14 protein-coding genes and 1 pseudogene are annotated in these 17,126 nt (G+C 72.4%); 7 read left to right on the top strand and 8 right to left on the bottom strand.

Annotated elements, in window-relative coordinates; all coding sequences use genetic code 11:
• Positions 1-6: 6 nt before the first annotated feature.
• On the bottom strand, positions 7-654 hold the full coding sequence (locus AC07AW_RS39060; RefSeq protein ID WP_478820217.1) for a response regulator transcription factor: 648 nt from the start codon (positions 652-654) through the stop codon (positions 7-9).
• Positions 639-1,937, bottom strand: coding sequence for a sensor histidine kinase (locus AC07AW_RS39055; RefSeq protein ID WP_478820216.1), 1,299 nt, complete (start codon positions 1,935-1,937; stop codon positions 639-641). The genes AC07AW_RS39060 and AC07AW_RS39055 overlap by 16 nt, the downstream gene beginning before the upstream one ends.
• Before the next feature lie 141 nt (positions 1,938-2,078).
• On the opposite strand from AC07AW_RS39055, the gene AC07AW_RS39050 reads away from it, so the two are divergent.
• From AC07AW_RS39050 to AC07AW_RS39035, 4 genes are all read left to right on the top strand, one after another.
• Positions 2,079-2,513: a hypothetical protein gene (locus AC07AW_RS39050; RefSeq protein WP_478820215.1), complete on the top strand. Its 435-nt coding sequence runs from the start codon at positions 2,079-2,081 to the stop codon at positions 2,511-2,513.
• A 120-nt stretch (positions 2,514-2,633) separates the two neighbouring features.
• Entirely contained in the window at positions 2,634-4,103 is a 1,470-nt protein-coding gene (locus AC07AW_RS39045; protein ID WP_478820214.1) for a multicopper oxidase family protein, read from the top strand.
• A gap of 78 nt (positions 4,104-4,181) precedes the next feature.
• Positions 4,182-5,570: an FAD-binding oxidoreductase gene (locus AC07AW_RS39040; protein WP_478820213.1), complete on the top strand. Its 1,389-nt coding sequence runs from the start codon at positions 4,182-4,184 to the stop codon at positions 5,568-5,570.
• Positions 5,571-5,659: 89 nt separating this feature from the next.
• Positions 5,660-6,499, top strand: coding sequence for a slipin family protein (locus tag AC07AW_RS39035; RefSeq protein ID WP_478820212.1), 840 nt, complete (start codon positions 5,660-5,662; stop codon positions 6,497-6,499).
• Between the two features lie 70 nt (positions 6,500-6,569).
• Here AC07AW_RS39035 and AC07AW_RS39030 read toward each other — a convergent pair whose 3' ends face one another.
• Entirely contained in the window at positions 6,570-7,040 is a 471-nt protein-coding gene (locus AC07AW_RS39030; RefSeq protein ID WP_478820211.1) for a VOC family protein, read from the bottom strand.
• Between the two features lie 262 nt (positions 7,041-7,302).
• On the opposite strand from AC07AW_RS39030, the pseudogene AC07AW_RS39025 reads away from it, so the two are divergent.
• Together AC07AW_RS39025 and AC07AW_RS39020 are read left to right on the top strand one after the other, a co-directional pair.
• A pseudogene (locus AC07AW_RS39025) lies at positions 7,303-7,731 on the top strand (GtrA domain-containing protein); the annotation flags it as partial.
• 462 nt (positions 7,732-8,193) lie between these two features.
• Positions 8,194-9,324, top strand: coding sequence for a PP2C family protein-serine/threonine phosphatase (locus AC07AW_RS39020; protein ID WP_478820210.1), 1,131 nt, complete (start codon positions 8,194-8,196; stop codon positions 9,322-9,324).
• 63 nt (positions 9,325-9,387) lie between these two features.
• Here the strand turns inward: AC07AW_RS39020 and AC07AW_RS39015 are convergent, their stop codons facing one another.
• From AC07AW_RS39015 to AC07AW_RS39000, 4 genes are all read right to left on the bottom strand, one after another.
• Positions 9,388-10,785, bottom strand: a complete 1,398-nt coding sequence (locus AC07AW_RS39015; RefSeq protein WP_478820209.1) for an FAD-dependent oxidoreductase — start codon at positions 10,783-10,785, stop codon at positions 9,388-9,390.
• Between the two features lie 142 nt (positions 10,786-10,927).
• Positions 10,928-11,662, bottom strand: a complete 735-nt coding sequence (locus AC07AW_RS39010) for an SOS response-associated peptidase (RefSeq protein WP_478820208.1) — start codon at positions 11,660-11,662, stop codon at positions 10,928-10,930.
• Positions 11,663-11,829: 167 nt separating this feature from the next.
• Positions 11,830-14,247: a PP2C family protein-serine/threonine phosphatase gene (locus tag AC07AW_RS39005; RefSeq protein WP_478820207.1), complete on the bottom strand. Its 2,418-nt coding sequence runs from the start codon at positions 14,245-14,247 to the stop codon at positions 11,830-11,832.
• Positions 14,248-14,374: 127 nt separating this feature from the next.
• The gene (locus tag AC07AW_RS39000) at positions 14,375-15,412 is read right to left on the bottom strand and encodes a magnesium and cobalt transport protein CorA (RefSeq protein ID WP_478820206.1); all 1,038 of its coding nucleotides are present in this window, start codon (positions 15,410-15,412) and stop codon (positions 14,375-14,377) included.
• A gap of 381 nt (positions 15,413-15,793) precedes the next feature.
• Here AC07AW_RS39000 and AC07AW_RS38995 point away from each other — a divergent pair, with 381 nt between their 5' ends.
• Complete coding sequence (locus AC07AW_RS38995) at positions 15,794-16,702, top strand: DUF4436 family protein (RefSeq protein ID WP_478820205.1); 909 nt, start codon at positions 15,794-15,796, stop codon at positions 16,700-16,702.
• Here the strand turns inward: AC07AW_RS38995 and AC07AW_RS38990 are convergent.
• Positions 16,699-17,100 carry an ArsI/CadI family heavy metal resistance metalloenzyme gene (locus AC07AW_RS38990; RefSeq protein WP_478820204.1) on the bottom strand — a complete coding sequence of 134 codons (402 nt, stop codon included), beginning with the start codon at positions 17,098-17,100 and terminating at the stop codon, positions 16,699-16,701. The two genes, AC07AW_RS38995 and AC07AW_RS38990, sit on opposite strands and share 4 nt — an antisense overlap.
• Positions 17,101-17,126 lie beyond the last annotated feature (26 nt).

Here is a 17,126-nt window from a genome sequence, read left to right as displayed (position 1 = left end):
CCGTCGTCAGTCCTTGTTCAGGTAGGCCAGGACGGCGAGGACACGGCGGTTGTTGGTGCCGTCGTCGACGATGCCGAGCTTGCCGAACAGGGAGGTCGTGTACTTCCCGATGGCGCTCTCACTGAGGAAGAGGCGCTGGGCGATGACCTGGTTGGACAGTCCTTCGGCCATGAGGCCGAGCACGGAGTGCTCGCGTTCGGTGAGCTTCTCCAGGCGCCGGTTCGACGGCGCTCCGGACAGCAGCTTGGCGATGACGGCCGGGTCCATCGCGGTCCCGCCGGCCGCCACGCGTTCCAGGGCGTCGATGAACTGGTCGGCGTCGAACACGCTGTCCTTGAGGAAGTAGCCGATACCGCCGGAGCCGTCGGCGAGCAACTCCCGGGCATAGAGCTGCTCGACGTACTGGGAGAGGATCAGGACCGGCAGTCCGGGCAGTTCGGCACGGGCGGCGATGGCGGCCCGCAGGCCCTCGTCCGTGTGGCTCGGCGGCATACGGACGTCGACGACGGCGACATCGGGCCGCCAGGTGCGCAGGGCCTGCAGCGTCTCGGGTCCGGTGGCCGCCGTCGCCACCACCTCGTGGCCGTAGGCCTCGATGAGCCGGACCATCCCGTCGCGCAACAGGTACAGGTCTTCGGCTACGACGATGCGCATGGCACCTCCAGGGTCACGCGGGTCGGGCCGCCCGCCGGGCTGTCGATCTCCAGGGTGCCGTCGAAGACGGCGAGCCGGCGGCGTAGTCCGGCGAGCCCGCCGCCGTCCCGGACGAGCGCTCCGCCGCGGCCGTCGTCCTCGACCTCGACCTCGACGACGCCGGTGCCCGTCTCCGCTGCCTCGGCCGTGCCGGTGCCGGCTCGGGTGAGGGAGATCCGGACCCGGGTCGCCCCGGCGTGCTTGACGGCGTTGCTCAGTAGCTCGGCGACGGCGAAGTAGACGGCCGATTCGACGGGCGGGTCCGGGCGGTGGCGCAGGTCCGCGTCGACGGTGACGTCGAGCGGGCTGTCCAGGGCGAGCGCGCGGACGGCGTCGACGAGCCCCCGGTCGCTCAGGACGGGCGGGTTGATGCCCCTGACCAGTTCCCGGAGTTCGGTCAGGGAGGCGGTGGCGCCCGCCCGTGCCTCCTTCATGAGGGCCTTCGCCCGCTCGGGATCCGTCTCCATCAGTTTCTCCGCCGTCGCCAGGGAGAGCCCGAGGCCCACCAGTCGGGCCTGTGCCCCGTCGTGCAGGTCGCGCTCGATCCGGCGGATCTCGGCGGCCTGAATGTTCGTCACATCGGCGCGCTGGGCGGTCAGTTCCTCCACGCGTTCCGCGAGGGCCATCGCGGACGACGGGCGCAGGAAGCGCACGGCGACCGGCTCGATCGTCCGCCAGGCGTACGGGGCGAGGGCGACGGCCGTCAGCAGGCCGAGCGGTCCGGCGATGCGGCCGGGGGTCCCCCAGGCGTCGAGCACGAGTCCGAGGACGGCCACGGCCACCCCGGCGGGAGGGAGGCAGGCGACGAGGCCCGCGGTGAGCGGCAGGATCGCGGTGAACCGCAGGTCGCGCAGGTTGGCGGGGTCGTTCCACCGGAGGCGCCGCTTCTGGTCCATGAGGGCGTCGCGGCGGGTGCGTTCGTAGCCGAAGCCGTTCCACCAGTACCCGGTGGACATCCGGGTGACCGGCGGGGCCTCCCGGTAGCCGGCGGGGACGACGGTGCCCGTCCACCGGGCGACGAGGTGACGGACGGTCCGGCAGACCGGCCGGGACAGGGCGAGCGTGCCCACCCCCACGAGTACGACCGGTGCGAGCCACGACCAGGGGTTGCCCGGTCCCCACCAGATGCCCAGCGCGACCGCGGCGGCCCACACGGCGGGGATCAGCATGCTGACGGCCGCCACGGCGCACGCTCTTGAGAACCCCACGCCGACCCGCACCGACCACGTCACCAGCTGCCTCATGCCTCCGCCTCCGTCTTCCGTCCGGCGCGTCCACTGTGTACCGGACGCGGCCCCGCGCCGCCCCGGTCGGCCGAGGAGTGTGGCCGGCCCCACCCCCTCGTGCGCCCAGACGGATACCGGCCACCCGGCAGGGTCGTGGGTATGGAAACCGACCTGAACACCCCGTCCACGGCCGCCCCCTTCGACAGCGACCTCACCCGGCGAGCCTTCGGCACGGCGACGACGAACGTCAAGATCTTCGGCGCACTCGCCGCCCTCTCCCTCCTCACGGTCGCCGTGGTGGCGGGCAGCGGTCATCAGGTCAACACGTTCATGTGGGTACGCGCCGTCCTGCTGCCCCTGGTCGCCGTCCTCGTCCACCGGCCGGCCGTGTCCGCCTCCCGCGGATCCCGGCGGGCCTTCGAGCGGGTGCGGGCCCTGTCCGTCATCCTGCCGATCGCGATCATCGGCGTCGACCTGATCCCGGGCGTCTGCCCGCCCTGGTACGCGGTGATGCAGACCGTCTGCATGCTGCCCGTGATCCGCCTGGCCCTCCTCACCCGCGGCCCGGCCCTGCGCACCGCCTTCCCCCGGTAAGGCCATCGCCGTGTGCGGTTCGTCCCGACCTCGGCTAGACCTGGATCACAGGGTGTCGGCCGGCCCGCCGGAAGCCACCAGTCCGGCGTCACGTGCCGCCCACCACCCGGGAGGAAGCCGATGATCACCCGTCGCCGTGTGCTCGGCGGAGCCGTCGCCGCCGCAGGCCTGCCGCTCCTCGCCCCCGGCACCTTCGCCGGGGGCGAGGCGCACGCGGCGCAGGCCCTGCCGCCGGCCGGTCCGCTCCGCGCGCCCGACCCCGTACCGCCCGCCTTCTCCACGGCCATGCCGGTCCCGACCGTGCTGCGTCCCCTCACCTCGACGGGCGGGGTGGACGTCTACCAGCTGACCATCCGCAGGGCCGAGGCCCAGATCCTGCCGGGCACCGCCACCGATGTCCTGACCTACGACGGGCACTTCCCCGGCCCCGTCATCCACGCCCGCTCCGGGCGCCGGGTCCTCGTCCGCCACCGCAACGGCCTCGACATGCCCGTCTCCGTCCACCTGCACGGCGCGAGCGTCCCACCCTCTTCCGACGGCAACCCGATGGACGTCTTCGCCCCCGGCACCTCGCGGACGTACGTCTACACCAACCGGCAGCCCCACGCCTCGCTCTGGTTCCACGACCACGCCCACCACATGGAGGCCGAGCACGTCTACCGCGGCCTCTCCGGCAGCTATCTGCTCACCGACGACCTCGAACAGAGCCTTCCGCTGCCCAAGGGCCGGTACGACGTACCCATCACGATCCGCGACGCCCGCTTCGACGCGAACGGGCAGCTGGCGTACACGATGTCCGACCGGAACCGCACCACCATCCTCGCCAACGGCAGACCCACCCCGTACTTCCAGGTCGCGGCCCGCAAGTACCGCCTCCGTCTGCTCAACGGCTCCAACCTGCGCCTCTTCGCGCTGAGCCTGTCCGACGGGACTCCGCTCACGCAGATAGCGTCGGACGGCGGACTGCTCGAACGCCCCGTCGCCGTACCCGTCCTCACGCTCTCCCCCGGCGAACGCGCCGACGTGGTCGTCGACTTCTCCCGCCATCGTGTCGGCACCCGGCTGGTGCTCGTCAACAGCGGCCCCGGCAAGCCCGAGCAGATCGGCAAGGTGCTCCGCTTCGACGTCGTGCGCACCGCCGACGACCCCAGCAGCGTTCCCCGGGTCCTGCGCGCCCTGCCGCCCGCCGCCGCCCTGCCCAAGGCCGCCGTCACCCGCCACATCGAGCTCAGCATGGACGAGGACGGGCGGCCCGATCCGCGGGGGTTCGTCAACGGGCAGATGTTCGACCCCGATCGCATCGACACCACGGTGGCCTTCGGGTCGTCCGAGATCTGGCACGTCACCAACGCCAACAAGCGCGTCCCGCACAACTTCCATCTGCACCTGGTCCAGTTCCGGGTCCTGGAACGCGGCGGAAAGCCCGCGGGCCCGACCGAGGCGGGCCTGAAGGACACGGTCCGGGTGATGCCCGGCGAGACGGTGAAACTGCACGTGACCTTCGACGGGTTCCGGGGCGACTACGTGTACCACTGCCACATGCTCGACCACTCGGCCATGGGCATGATGGCCACCTTCCGGGTCCGGTGAGCTCGCGGCCTCCTCGTGGCAGGGGGAGACTGAAGGGGTAGCACGGCCGGCAGTCAGGGGTGCCCTGAAGGAGTGGCCATGGGCGGCACGGCGGTGGAGACCCTGCGCGAGACCTTGCGCGGAGAGGTGATCGGCCCGGAGGACGCGGGGTACGACGAGGCCCGCCGGATCTACAACGCGATGATCGACCGCCGGCCGGCCGTCATCGCGCGGTGCGCGGACACCACGGACGTACGGGCGGCGGTGCGGTACGCCCGCGACAGCGGCATGGACCTGACGGTCCGCGGCGGCGGACACAGCGGCGGCGGCCTGTGCCTGGCCGACGGCGCGCTGGTGGTCGACCTGTCCGGCCTCCGCTGGGTGCGGGTGGACCCCGCGCAGCGGACAGCGCTGGTGGGCGGAGGCAGCCAGCTCGGCGACCTGGACCACGAGGCACACGGCTTCGGGCTCGCGACCCCGGCCGGGGTCATGTCGACGACGGGGGTCGGCGGACTGACCCTGGGCGGCGGGCACGGGCATCTGACCCGCGCCTACGGTCTGACCATCGACAACCTCCTCGCGGCGGACGTGGTCCTCGCGGACGGCTCGGTCGTCACCGCCTCGGCGGACGAACATCCCGACCTCTTCTGGGCGTTGCGCGGTGGCGGCGGCAACTTCGGCGTGGTGACGGCCTTCAGGTACGCCCTGCATCCGGTGGACGACGTCGGCCTCGGCGTGACGCTGTGGGAGCCGGAGCACATCGGGGCGGTGCTGCGCTGGTACCGGGAGTTCCTGCCGGCGGCGCCGGACGACCTGAACGGCTTCTTCACCATCATGGTGGTGCCGCCGGCACCGCCGTTCCCGGAGGAGATCCACGGCAGGAAGATGTGCGGCGTCGTCTGGTGCTCCACAGGCCCGACGGACGAGGAGAGCCTCGGGAAGGCGTTCGCCTCGGCCGCCGATCCGGCCCCGCCGGCCTTCCACTTCGCGACACCGATCCCGTACCCGGCGATCCAGGCGATGTTCGACGAGCTGATCCCGAAGGGCCTCCAGTGGTACTGGCGCGGCCAGTTCTTCGACCGCATCACGGAGGACGCGATCGACGTGCACCGCACCTTCCTGGAGAACATCCCGACCGCGCTGTCGCTGATGCACCTCTACCCCGTCGACGCGGCGGCCCACCGCGTGGGCCCCATGGACACGGCCTGGGCCTACCGGGACGCGATCTGGTCCGGCGTGATCGCCGGCATCAGCCCCGAACCGTCCGACGCGGAGGCCCTCCGCACCTGGGCGGTGGACTACTGGGAGGCCCTGCACCCGCACTCCATGGGCGCCGGATACGTCAACTTCATGGGCGCGGACGAGGGCCAGGACCAGGTCCGGGCCACGTACCGCGGACACCACGACCGACTGGCCCAGGTGAAGCGGACGTACGACCCGGACAACTTCTTCCACCACAACCAGAACATCGCCCCCGCGGAGTCTTGACGGCCCTTTGACGTTCAGCAGGGATCCGGCGGGCCCCGGACGGTGTCATCTTCGGTGTTCTACTCACCGTTCGGGGAAGGGTGGCCGCCGTGGAAGGCGCCGTAGCCGGGTTGTTGGTCGTCGTGGTCTGTGTGCTGGTCGTACTGCGCAGCGGGATGCGCATCGTCAATCAGGTGGAGCGGGGGGTGGTCTTCCGGCTCGGCAAGGCGCAGCCCGGTCACCGGCAGCCGGGGATCACCTTCCTCGTCCCGTTCGTCGACCGGATGCGCAAGGTGAACGTGCAGGTCGTGACGCTGCCGATCCCGACGCAGGAGGGCATCACACGGGACAACGTCTCGGTGAAGGTCGACGCGGTGGTCTACTTCCGGGTCGTCGACCCGGTCCGGGCCGCGATCGAGGTCCAGGACTACGTCTTCGCCGTCGGCCAGGTGGCCCAGTCCTCGCTGCGGTCGATCATCGGCAAGAGCGACCTGGACGACCTGCTGTCCGACCGTGAACGGCTGCACGAGGGGCTGGCGTTGATGATCGACAGCCCGGCGGCCGGCTGGGGCGTGCACATCGACCGGGTCGAGATCAAGGACGTCCAGCTGCCGGAGTCCCTCAAGCGGTCGATGTCCCGGCAGGCGGAGGCCGAGCGGGAGCGGCGGGCGCGGGTGATCACGGCGGACGGCGAGTTCCAGGCGGCGCAGCAGCTGGCCAACGCGTCGCGGATCATGGCCGACACCCCGGAGGCGATGCAGCTGCGGCTGCTGCAGACGGTCGTCGAGGTGGCCGCGGAGAAGAACTCGACTCTCGTGATGCCGTTCCCGGTGGAGCTGCTGCGCTACTTCGACCGGGCCGCGCGGAACCTCGGCGCCCCGGACGGCGCGCCGGCTGCCGCACAGGGCGAGAGCCTCCCGGAGCCGCGTACCGAGTCGCCGGCCTCGTAGGCGGTACGAGCAGAAGGGTGCGAGCGGACCGGGTCCGCTCGCACCCTTCTGCCTGCACCACCCGGCGACCTCAGTCGCCCATGGCCCGCATGGCCTCCGCTGCCCGCTTCTCCAGCTCCTCCGGAGAGACGTCCTCGACGTGCGTCGAGAGGTTCCAGCGGTGGCCGAAGGGGTCCTCCAGCTGTCCGGTGCGGTCGCCGTAGAACTCGTTCTTCACCGCGGACAGCTCCTTGGCGCCCCGGGAGAGGGCGTCGGCGAAGACCGCGTCGACGTCCTGGACGTACACGTGCAGGGTGATGGGCGTGCCGCCCACCGCCTTCGGGGAGCGGAAGTTCATCTCCGGGAACTCGTCAGCGAGCATGATGAGCGAGTTCCCGAGTTCCAGCTCGGCATGGCCGATCCTGCCGTCGGGCGCCGGCATCCTCATCCGCTCCGTCGCGCCGAGCACGGAGACGTAGAAGTCGATCGCCGCCGCGGCTCCGTCGACACAGAGGTACGGCGTGACGCGCGGATATCCCTCGGGGATGGGCTGGACGGTCACGGGGCTCCCGCCTTTCCGGACAGTGGCGATCAACGCCGACCGCCGTGTGCGACCACTGATATCCCGAACCCGCGGGCCGCGCTCCGACGCCGCGCGGCAGCCCGGCGCCGAATGCCCTGAAGGGGCGACCGGGCCGTTGTCGCGCGCGGGGTCGACAGCCCCGACACCATCGATGACACATCAAAGGGGTCGCCATGGCGCCATAAATGCGCCATGAGCGGCACTCGCTCGTGGGGAGACGTCATCGACGGGGGCGGGGATCATGGACACAGCACGGAACCGGGAGCGGGCGGCGCCCGGCGCCTTCACCGCCTTCGCCCGCTTCGTGCTGTGCGGCGGCGGGGTGGGGGGCGCCGCCGGATTCGCGGTGGCCGCCCTCGGCCACTGGATGCCCTGGGCCCTCGCCAACGCCCTGGTCACCGTGGTCTCCACCCTCCTCGCCACCGAGCTGCACGCCCGCTTCACCTTCGGCGCGGGCGGACGCGCGAGCCGGCGCCAGCACGCGCAGTCGGCCGGATCCGCGGCAGCCGGATACGTGGTCACGTGCCTCGCGATGCTCGCGCTGCACCTGCTGGTGGCGGCGCCCGGCGCGCTGCTCGAACAGGCCGTCTACCTCTCGGCCTCCGCGCTCACCGGTGTCGCGCGGTTCGTGGTGTTGCGCCTCGTCGTCTTCGCCCGCAACCGCTCCCGATACGGGCTCTTCCGCTCCTCCGGCGGCGACGCCCCGTGGTTCCTCGTCCACCGGTTCCGGGACGCGGAGGCCTGCCGGACCTGGCAGGACTCCCCCGAGCGGGCCGCCTGGTTCGCCGACTGCCAGGGCCACCACCACACCGAGATCGCCCGGCGCGAGCTCACCGGCATGGAGACCTGGTTCGCGAAGCCGGGCTCGACACGGCCCGCGCCGCCCCGATGGAAGATGGCGATCAGCGCGACGCTCGCGATCTACCCCATCTCCGTGCTCGGCGCCCTCTTCCTCACCCCGCACCTCACCGCACTCCCCGTCCTGCTCAGCAGCGCCGTCGTGGCCTGCGTCTTCAACGTGCTCATGACCTACGTGGCCATGCCCGCCGTGAGCAGGGTCCTGCGCGGCTGGCTCACCCCGTAGCGATCAGCGCGACAGGACATGTCCCGTCACCTGCGGTATGCCTTTTTCATGGATGTCCGCCGGCGAGCCCTCGTCCCCCGCGCCTCGCGGGCCCGCGGACGGCTGCTCCTCGCCGTGCCCTTCGTGCTGATCGCGGCGGTCACGGTGGTGGACGTCCTGTCGCCGCCCGAGGTCCACCTGGGGCCGTTCCTCATCGCCGCGCCGGCGGTGACCGCCTCGTTCGCGGGCCCGCGCATGACGGCCTTCGTGGGTGCGGTCGCGGTCCTCGCCCAGTCGGTGGTGGCGGTCGCGCGGACCAGCATCACGGATCTCAACCACACGTACCAGATCGTCGCGCTGGTCCTGATCTCCGTCATCGCGACCTTCTTCGCCCACCTGCGCGAGCGGGACGAGAACAGGATGACCCGCCTGCGCTCCATCGCCCAGGCCGCACAGAGCGTCGTGCTGCGCCCGCTCCCCCACCGGGCGGGGCCGCTGCACATCGCCTCGGTCTACCTGGCGGCCGAGGAGGAGGCGCAGATGGGCGGTGACCTGTACGCGGCGGCGCGTACGGCGTCCGGGACCCGGCTGCTGATCGGGGACGCCCGGGGCAAGGGGCTCGACGCGATCAGCGAGGCCTCGCTCGTCCTGGGCGCCTTCCGGGTCACGGCCCATCGCGAGCAGGAGCTCCCGGAGCTGATCGGTCACCTGGAGGAGGGCGTCGGCACGGCGGAGGGGGCGGAGGGCCCGGGCGCGGCGGAAGCCGGCACCGACGACACGGACGAGGCCTTCGTGACCGCGCTGGTCCTCGACATCCCGGACCACGAGCCGGTGGTACGGCTCGTGAACTGCGGGCACCCGCCCCCGCTGCTCCTGCGGCAGGGGCGCGTCGTCCCCCTCGACGCCGCCGACGCGAGCCCGCCGCTCGGCCTCTCGGACGTCCTCTCCCCGGACGTCACGGTGGAGACCTTCCCCTTCGAGATCGGCGACGTGCTCCTGCTGTACACGGACGGAGTCGTCGAGGCCCGCGACCGGACGCGGGCCTTCTACCCACTGACCGAGCGGCTCACGGCCTGGGCCGGTGACGACCCGGAGACCCTCCTCGACCGCCTGCGGGCCGACCTCCAGGCGTACGCGGGCGGCCACCTCGGCGACGACGCGGCCCTCGTCGCGGTCGAACGGCTCTCCCCGAACCCGTAGCGTGCCGGTTTCGGCGGAGGTGAACCGGCCTGGGGTCCCCGGTACTTGTTTGGTGGTGGGCCATCAGTCCTCCAGGGGGCGGGTGGCCGGGCCCTGGAGGACCCTGCCGTCGGAGGCGAAACGCGAGCCGTGGCAGGGGCACTCCCAGGTCTGCTCGGCCTCGTCGAAGACCAGCTCGCAGCCCATGTGGGTGCAGCGCCGGCCGGTCCGCAGGCCGGTGACGTAGTGCCGGGCCACGGTCGTCTGCCGGCGGGCGACCTCGGGAAGTTCGCGGGCGGGCAGCAGGCGGCGCGGGTCGAAGAGTTCCGTCCAGGCCGGGCGCGGGGCGCCGGTCAGGTGCGCGGTGAGCAGGCGGCCCGCCGCCACGCCGTTGGTGAGGCCCCATCCGCCGAAGCCGGTGGCGAGGTACACGTGCTGGGTGTCGGGATGCTCGTGGCCGACGCAGGGCAGCCCGTCGGCGGTGTGGACGTCCTGGGCCGCCCACCGGTGGACCGCCGGCGCGTCGGCGAAGCCCGGCAGCCGGTCGCGCGCCCAGGCCTCCAGGCGCGCGTACCGCTCGCGCACCCCCCCGCTGCCGGGTGCGGACGGCTCCCCCGCGACGATCAGCAGCCGCCGGCCCTCGCCGAGCGGGGCGGTGCGCACCGAGCGGGTGCCCTGTTCGAGCGTCAGGTACATGCCGTACGGGGCGTGGCGCTCCTCCACGGGCGCGGCGACGACCGGCTCGCGGCGCACGGAGAGCCGCATGAGGAGGGTGGTGTGGCAGCGGAGCGGGAAGTGGGTGGCGAGCACGACGTCCCGGGCGTGGACCGTAGCGCCGCCCTCAAGGGTGAGGCGGCACTCCGCGCCCTCGCGGAGGCCGGTGACCCGCGTGCCCTCATGGATGCGGCCGCCGAGCGCGATCAGGTCGGCCGCCGTGGCGAGCAGGAAGCGACGCGGGTGGAACTGCGCCTGGTCCTCCACCCGGACGGCCGCCGCGACCGGGTACGGGAGGTCGGTGGCGGTCACCGCGGTGGCCCGCAGGCCGGCCGAGGCGGCCGCCGTCGCCTCGGCCCGGATCGCCCCCGCGCCCGCCTCGTCGAGGGTGTACGTGTACGCCGGCCGGCGCTCGATCTCCGCGTCGATGCCCAGCTCCCCGCAGAAGCGCAGCACCTGCCGCAGGGCGTCCTCCTGGGCCTCGGCGTACAGGGCGGCGGCCTCCGCTCCCCGGCGGCTGCGCAGGCGCTCGTAGCAGAGCCCGTGCAGGGAGGTCAGCTTGCCGGTGCTGTGCCCGGACACCCCGGCGGCGATCCGGCCCGCCTCGAGGACCACGACCTCGCGCCCGGCGCGGGCCAGCTCACGGGCGGTCCACAGTCCGGCGACACCGGCTCCCACGACGACCACGTCGGCGGAGAGATCGCCCTCCGGGGGCGGCAGGAGGTCGGCGGGCGGCGCCGATTCCATCCAGTACGAGCTTCCGCGCATGATCGCTCCTCCAGGCGGCCGGCCGGCCTGTCGGGCGACTACCCGGAGCCGCGGTGCGCAGTCGCAGGGGGCGGGCGCAACCGTGGGTGCGGATCGTCGGCCACGTGGTGGACGCCCGGACGGGGTTGGGCGGGGCGGCCGGTCAGGTGGCCGCGTCGAGGAGGTGGGCTCCGTTGTTGCGGACGTTGTTGACGGCGGTGGAGACGGGCCGGGTGCTGAGCCGGCCGTCCGCGGGCCGGGTGAGCAGGGCGCGGAGGTCGTCGGTGTCCTGGTGGTGGGGGTCGAGCCAGGCGTCGTAGTGGTCCGGGCTGAGGGCGAGCGGCATCCGGGGGTGGACGCGGCCGGCCTCGTCGGTGGCCTCGGTGGTGATGATCGTGCAGGTCGTCAGCCAGGCGTCGGGGTCGTCGTCGCTCTTGACGTCGGGATTGCGCCAGTACTCGTACAGGCCCGCCATGGCCATGACCTGGTCGTCGGAAGGGTGGATGAAGTAGGGCTGCTTGCGGGTCCTGCCGGTCGCCTCGTCCTTCACCTGCTCCCATTCGTAGAAGCCGTCGGCGGGCAGGAGACAGCGGCGCCTGGCGAAGGCACGCCGGTAGGCGGGCTTCTCGTGGACGGTCTCGACCCGGGCGTTGATCATCCGGGAGCCGACCTTGGGGTCCTTCGCCCAGGACGGCACGAGGCCCCACCGCAGCGCCCGCAGCTCACGGCGCACCTCGTCGCCGTCGTCCCGCCCGGCGCGTTCGAGCACCGCGTAGACCTCGTCGGTCGGCGCCACGTTCCAGCTGGGCGCGAGCGTCTCGGCAGGGCGCCAGTCGGTGACCTGGAAGAGACGGGTCAGGTCCTCAGGACTGCGAGTCGAGGTGTAACGGCCGCACATGGCACCACTGTGCCACGCGCTGTGTCGGCCTGGCGGCTGCCCGCTCCGACGGCGCTCGCACCTCTCGACGCGTGCGTGCGGCGATACAGGTGGCCGCAGACGTCGCGCCGTACGAGGAGGACACCATGAGCATGGTGCGGGAGGACTGGCTGAGCGGGCGCGGGCGCTCAGGAATCGTCGGGGACGTGGATGTCCAGGACGCAGATGTCGTCGCGGTTTCCCGTCCGCTGCGCGGCCAGGGTGCGGGCCGGCATGTCGCTCCCGTCGTCCCGCAGAAGCCGGACGGCGTTCTCGGCGAGCCGCCCGAGGCCCGCCTCGATGTCCTCGCCCGGGTCCTCCACGAGGCCGTCCGTGTAGAACAGCAGGTGGTCCCCGGGCAGCAGATCGAGCGTCTCCTGGCCGTACTCGGCGTGGAACGCGGCGCCGAGCAGACAGCCCTCGGGCTGTGGCAGGAAGCGCGCCGTACGACCGCGGACGAGCAGCGGCGGCAGATGCCCGGCGCGTACCCAGGTCAGGCGTCGGTCCCAGGGCCGGTAGCGGCCCATGACCATGGTGGCGGTGGCGCCCTCGCGCTCCGTCGCCGTGTGCAGCAGGAGCGTGTTGAGCCGGCCGAGGACGTCGGGGAGGGCCGAGCCGGTGACGGTCATGCCCTTGGTGTAGAACCGCAGCTGTGCCATGGTGCCGACCGCGGACAGTCCGTGGCCGGCCACGTCTCCGACGACGAACAGGGCGCTCTTGTCCGGGAGTTCGATGGCGGAGTACCAGTCGCCGCCGACGTTCACACCGGTGTCGGCCGGGACGTACGCGACGTCGACGCACAGTCCTGCGAGTTCGAGCGACTGCTCGGGGACGGGCAGCAGGGTGTCCTTGAGCCGGGCGCCCAGGGCGCGTTCGGCCTTGAGCATGCCGCGCTGGACGAGGTTGGCGCGCTCGCTCTCGACCAGGGCGAGTTGGGCGTCGCGCAGGGCGGTGAGGTCCTGGAAGAAGCCGTGCACCTCGACCGGGGCGCCGTCCGCGTCGGTCCGCGCCTCCGCGACGAACCGCAGATGGCGTACCCCCTTCCCCGTGGTGACGCGGAACGGCTCGTCGACGGCCCGGCCGTCGTCGATGAGCCCCTGGAGTGCCGAACCCAGCCTCGGCAGGTCGTCGGCCGTCAGATGCCCGGGCAGGTCCTCCATCCGTATCGGACCCAGCGCCGGGTCGCGGTCGAAGACGGTGTAGACCTGGTCGGACCAGGTGATCGTGTCCGTGACGAGGTTCCATCCCACCCAGCCGAGGTTGCCCAGGCGCTGCAGTTCGGCGAGCCTGCGGGTCTGGGCCTCGCCGGTGTCGTGGCGGATCCACGACACGACGAGCCGGTCCCCCAGCCGGGACACCCGCACCGAGTACACCGACTGCCGCGGGACTCCCGCGGTCACCTCGTCGTACGTGAAGGGTTCGCTCTCGTACACCGTCCCGGTGGTCAGCGTCTCCCGGTACCCGTCCCACAGGGGGGTGCCCGCCACGGTGGGGTACGTCTCCAGGACCCGCCGTCCGACCAGTTCCCCGCCGCGCCGGCCGGCCACGTCGACGGAGTCCGGTGCCGCCGCGTCGATGCGGTAGTCCTCCACCTCGCCGTCCTCCGACCGCAGGGGGGTGAGCAGGACCATCGGCCCGTGCACGGTGTCGAGGATCGTCTGGACGGCCCCGGCCTCCGCGGGGAGCGCGCCGGGTTCCTCGCGCTCCCGGTCTTCCCGGAGGATGACGCCGCAGAGCCGGACGACCCGGCGCAGCAGGGTGCGGGTGTGCGTGTCGAACGCACCCGCCCTGGAACGGAGGAACCCCACGACCACCGTCGCCGGCGGGCTTCCCGGGACGGGGAGCCACGCACGGGAGGGCCACCGCTCGGGCGGATCGCCGATCAGCAGGTGCTCGACGGCGTCCGCCTCCGGGTCTTCGAGCCAGACCCCCTCGCGGGTGGTGGTCGCCTCGAGCGCCGCGACGCCGCTGAGCGGCGGGATGTGGCTCCACTGCTCGGCGAGCGCCGCGTCGACGCCGGCGCGCCCTGTCAGCTCCAGGCTGCCGGTGGCCACGAGCCGGTAGATCATGACGGCGTCCACGTCCTCCGGGTCGCCGAGGACCGCGAGCAGGAGTTCCGCCACGTCGTCCGCCGTACGCGCGTCGGCGAGGCCCTCGGCCAGCCGCGCCAGGAGCACCCTGGACCCGCCCGGCTGGTGGTCACAGAGGACGTCGCGGCCCGTACGGAACGGCGAGGGGGCCGGCGGCGGGGCGTCCGGCTCGGCCGCCGCGTCCCGCGGCGTCGGCGGGAGGCGCGGGCCGATCCGGCCCAGGACGATCCAGCACTCCTCCAGGAGGGTCCCCCGCCGCCGCTCGGCCCGGTCGAGGAGCAGCTGGTACGCGGCGTCTGCCGAAACGGCCGCCTGGGCCATCAGCACGCCCTTGGCCCGCTCCACGACGGCCGCCGTCGAGGTCACGGCCTCCAGGTCGGCGACCTCGGTACGAAGCTTCGTCACGACCTTGGCGAGCGCCAGCACCTCGGGTGCCGTGCCTCCGCCGGTGTCGGGAAGCGCGGTATCGCCCTCCATACGAATGAGCATCCCACGCCGGTGACGCGCCCGGCCCGTCCACCGGCGAGCCTCCGGGGCCCGGGGCCTGGTACCGGCATGCGGCAGCGGGCGCGGCGCGCCTGCCGTGCCCGCTGCCGCGTGCCGGTCACCTCTCGCGTGCGGCGTTCGTCGCCTCCGACACCGGCGGTGGCGCGTGGCTGCGACGGCGGCGGAGCCAGACGTAGAGCATCAGGCACGGCAGCAGCATGCCGCAGACGGTGAGGACGAGGAACGTCGTGAAGCTGGTGATGTGGCTGACCAGCCAGTCGAAGTTCTGTCCGAAGAAGCCGACCACGAAGGACAGCGGCAGAAACACGCTCGCGAGGATGGTGAGCCGCTCCATCGTGGCACTCTGCCTGAGATTGATCTTGTTCTGCTCGACGGAGATCACCGCGATGTTCGCTTCCAGGACGGTGGTCAGGAGGTCGCGCTGTGCGGCGACCTCCTCGTTGACCAGCAGCAGGTGGTCGTGGACGTCGCGGATGTACGGCTGGAGCGCGGCCGGCGACTTGCCGGACTGCAGGCGCCGGCCGAGCACGGCGAGGAGTGGGTGCACGGCGCGGTAGAAGTCCGTCGCCTCGCGGCGCAGGAAGTAGATCCTCTCGGTCGGGGCGACCGCCCCGGAGAACACGGTGGCCTCGATCTCCTCGATGTCGCGTTCGAGCTCCTCGACGACCGGCGCGTAGCTGTCGACCACCTGGTCGAAGATGGCCCACAGTGTGGAGGCGCTGCCGGTCTTCAGCAGCTCGGGGCGGCTTTCGAGCCGCCTCCGCGCTTCGTGCAGTTCGCTCGCGATGCCCTGGCGCACGGTGATCACGAAGTGTTGGGCGAGGAAGATGCTGATCTCGCCGGTGTCGATCTCCTCGCGCTCGTCGTCGTAGCGTGCCGTGCGCAGGATGATCAGTTCCGTGCCGTCCTCGTACTGCTCGGCCTTCGGCCGCAGGTGGAACGTCCGGGCGTCCTCGACGGCCAGCTCGTGCAGGCCGAAGACCTCCCGGACCCGGCGCAGTTCATCGGGGCCCGGTTCGAAGACGCCCAGCCAGACGAACCCGCCCTGCTTGCAGTGCGCGGCCGCCTGCTCCAGCGGCATCGCGCCCTCGTGCTGGCGGCGCCCGTCCTGGTAATGAGCACAGTCGACGATCATGGCCACCTCCTCGCGGCCGACCGACGTGCGCCGTCTGTTGTCCACCGGCGGCGTAGCGCGCCGTACCGGCCTCACAGCATTAGATGCTCCTCCGAGTCGCCGGAAATGTCCTCATGGTCGGCGCCGGTGGCCCCGATGGTCGGCACCGATGGCCCCGCACCCCCCTCAGTGGTCCGGTCGGCTCCGACACACCCGCCGGGTTGCCCCGGTTCACCGGCCCGGTCGACGAAGATCGCACTGCGGCCATCGCCCCGCGTCCCGGACAGGACGGCTGCCCGCGAGGGGCGTGCCCTGCTGCGGCCGACCGCGCCGCGCGGGGCACGAGGTCTCGCTCCCGGCGTCGGCCCGGACAAGCCGTTCCCCCAGCTCGCCGGAGTCACCATGGCCCCACCGCCGAACCCGCCTCGCCCACGCCGTTCCGGAGCGTCGATCCTCCTCCCGATCCTGGTCCCCATCGCGGTCCTGATCATGGTGGCGGTGGGCGTGGGGTCACGGCTGCAGTTCACCGAGCGGCAGGCGGTCGACACGATCCACACGGCAGGCTCCAAAGCCGCCGACCGTGTGGATGTGGAGGCCACCGTCCAACGCGTCGACGCGGCGGCCAGAGAGCTGGTGCTGCGGGTCCGGGTCACCCCGCGCGGGACCTTCGGCGAGGAGGAGGGGACCGCGCCGGTGGCCGATCTCGTCCTCCAGACCTCCGCCGCGACCCTCGGCGACCTGGCGTTCAAGGCGCACGAGCGGCTCGCGACCAGGGACGTACAGGTGGCCATCACGGGTGGCTCGATCAGCGACTACCCGTTCGACGCCTACGAGACCGACGTCGAGTTCTGGGCGGTGCTGGGCGGTGAGCCGGTGCCGGTGCGGGTGCTGTTCTCCAACAACGACACGCTCTTCTCGATCTCCGCGGCGCCCACGGCCTCCCCGCAAGAGGCGGTCGTGGGGCTGGGGGTGACCCGATCGGGCAGCCTGCTGGTCTTCGCGGTCTTCATGATGGTGGTGATGTGGGCGCTGGCGGCGTCCGTACTCATCGGAGCCTGGTACCTGAGCACCCGCAGCGAGGGCCTGGTCTGGCCGGCCCTCGCCTGGATGGCCGCCACCCTGTTCGCCCTCTCGGCGTTCCGCAACACCGCCCCCGGCACACCTCCGATCGGCTGCGTGCTGGACTGGTTCGCCTTCCTGTGGGCCGAGACGGTCATCGCCCTCTGCCTGATCTCCGTGGTGATCACCGGCGTCCGCACCGCCCTCCGATCGGACGCCGCCCGATCGGAGGGCGGTGCCCGCCACCCCTAGCGATGTACGCCCCGCTGCTTGGCCAGGGTGTCGGCGTCGGCCTTGACGACGTACACCTCCCACGGCTCGCGGCCCGGGCCGTGGACCCACACCTTGTCCTGGAGGGCGTAGCAACACGCGGTGTCGTTCTCCTCCGTCGTGGCGAGACCCTCCTGGGCCAGCCTGGTGGCGGCGGTGTGGACGGCGTCGGTGGTGTCGACCTCCACGCCCAGGTGGTCCAGTCGGGTGTCCTCGCCGTCGGCGCCTTCGACGAGGACGAGCTTGAGCGGCGGGTCGGCGAGGGCGAAGTTGGCGTAGCCGTCGCGGAGCTTGGCCGGCTCGGTGCCGAAGAGCTTGCTGTAGAAGGCGACGGATGCCGCCAGGTCGGGGACGCGCAGGGCGAGCTGTACACGTGACATGACGGGCCTCCTGCTGTGCGGGGGTG

The sequence above is a fragment of the Streptomyces sp. NPDC044003 genome (assembly GCF_056435185.1).
The sequence above is the reverse complement of the archived record's forward strand: the minus strand, read 5'-3'. Positions and strand labels throughout refer to the sequence as shown.

Coding starts and splice junctions, on each gene's coding strand:
- AC07AW_RS39045 (WP_478820214.1), top strand. CDS start 2,634: ATGATCACCCGTCGCCGTGTGCTCGGCGGAGCCGTCGCCGCCGCAGGC.
- AC07AW_RS39010 (WP_478820208.1), bottom strand. CDS start 11,662: ATGTGCGGCCGTTACACCTCGACTCGCAGTCCTGAGGACCTGACCCGT.
- AC07AW_RS39050 (WP_478820215.1), top strand. CDS start 2,079: ATGGAAACCGACCTGAACACCCCGTCCACGGCCGCCCCCTTCGACAGC.
- AC07AW_RS39055 (WP_478820216.1), bottom strand. CDS start 1,937: ATGAGGCAGCTGGTGACGTGGTCGGTGCGGGTCGGCGTGGGGTTCTCA.
- AC07AW_RS39000 (WP_478820206.1), bottom strand. CDS start 15,412: ATGATCGTCGACTGTGCTCATTACCAGGACGGGCGCCGCCAGCACGAG.
- AC07AW_RS39015 (WP_478820209.1), bottom strand. CDS start 10,785: ATGCGCGGAAGCTCGTACTGGATGGAATCGGCGCCGCCCGCCGACCTC.
- AC07AW_RS39060 (WP_478820217.1), bottom strand. CDS start 654: ATGCGCATCGTCGTAGCCGAAGACCTGTACCTGTTGCGCGACGGGATG.
- AC07AW_RS38995 (WP_478820205.1), top strand. CDS start 15,794: ATGGCCCCACCGCCGAACCCGCCTCGCCCACGCCGTTCCGGAGCGTCG.
- AC07AW_RS39020 (WP_478820210.1), top strand. CDS start 8,194: ATGGATGTCCGCCGGCGAGCCCTCGTCCCCCGCGCCTCGCGGGCCCGC.
- AC07AW_RS39005 (WP_478820207.1), bottom strand. CDS start 14,247: ATGGAGGGCGATACCGCGCTTCCCGACACCGGCGGAGGCACGGCACCC.
- AC07AW_RS39040 (WP_478820213.1), top strand. CDS start 4,182: ATGGGCGGCACGGCGGTGGAGACCCTGCGCGAGACCTTGCGCGGAGAG.
- AC07AW_RS38990 (WP_478820204.1), bottom strand. CDS start 17,100: ATGTCACGTGTACAGCTCGCCCTGCGCGTCCCCGACCTGGCGGCATCC.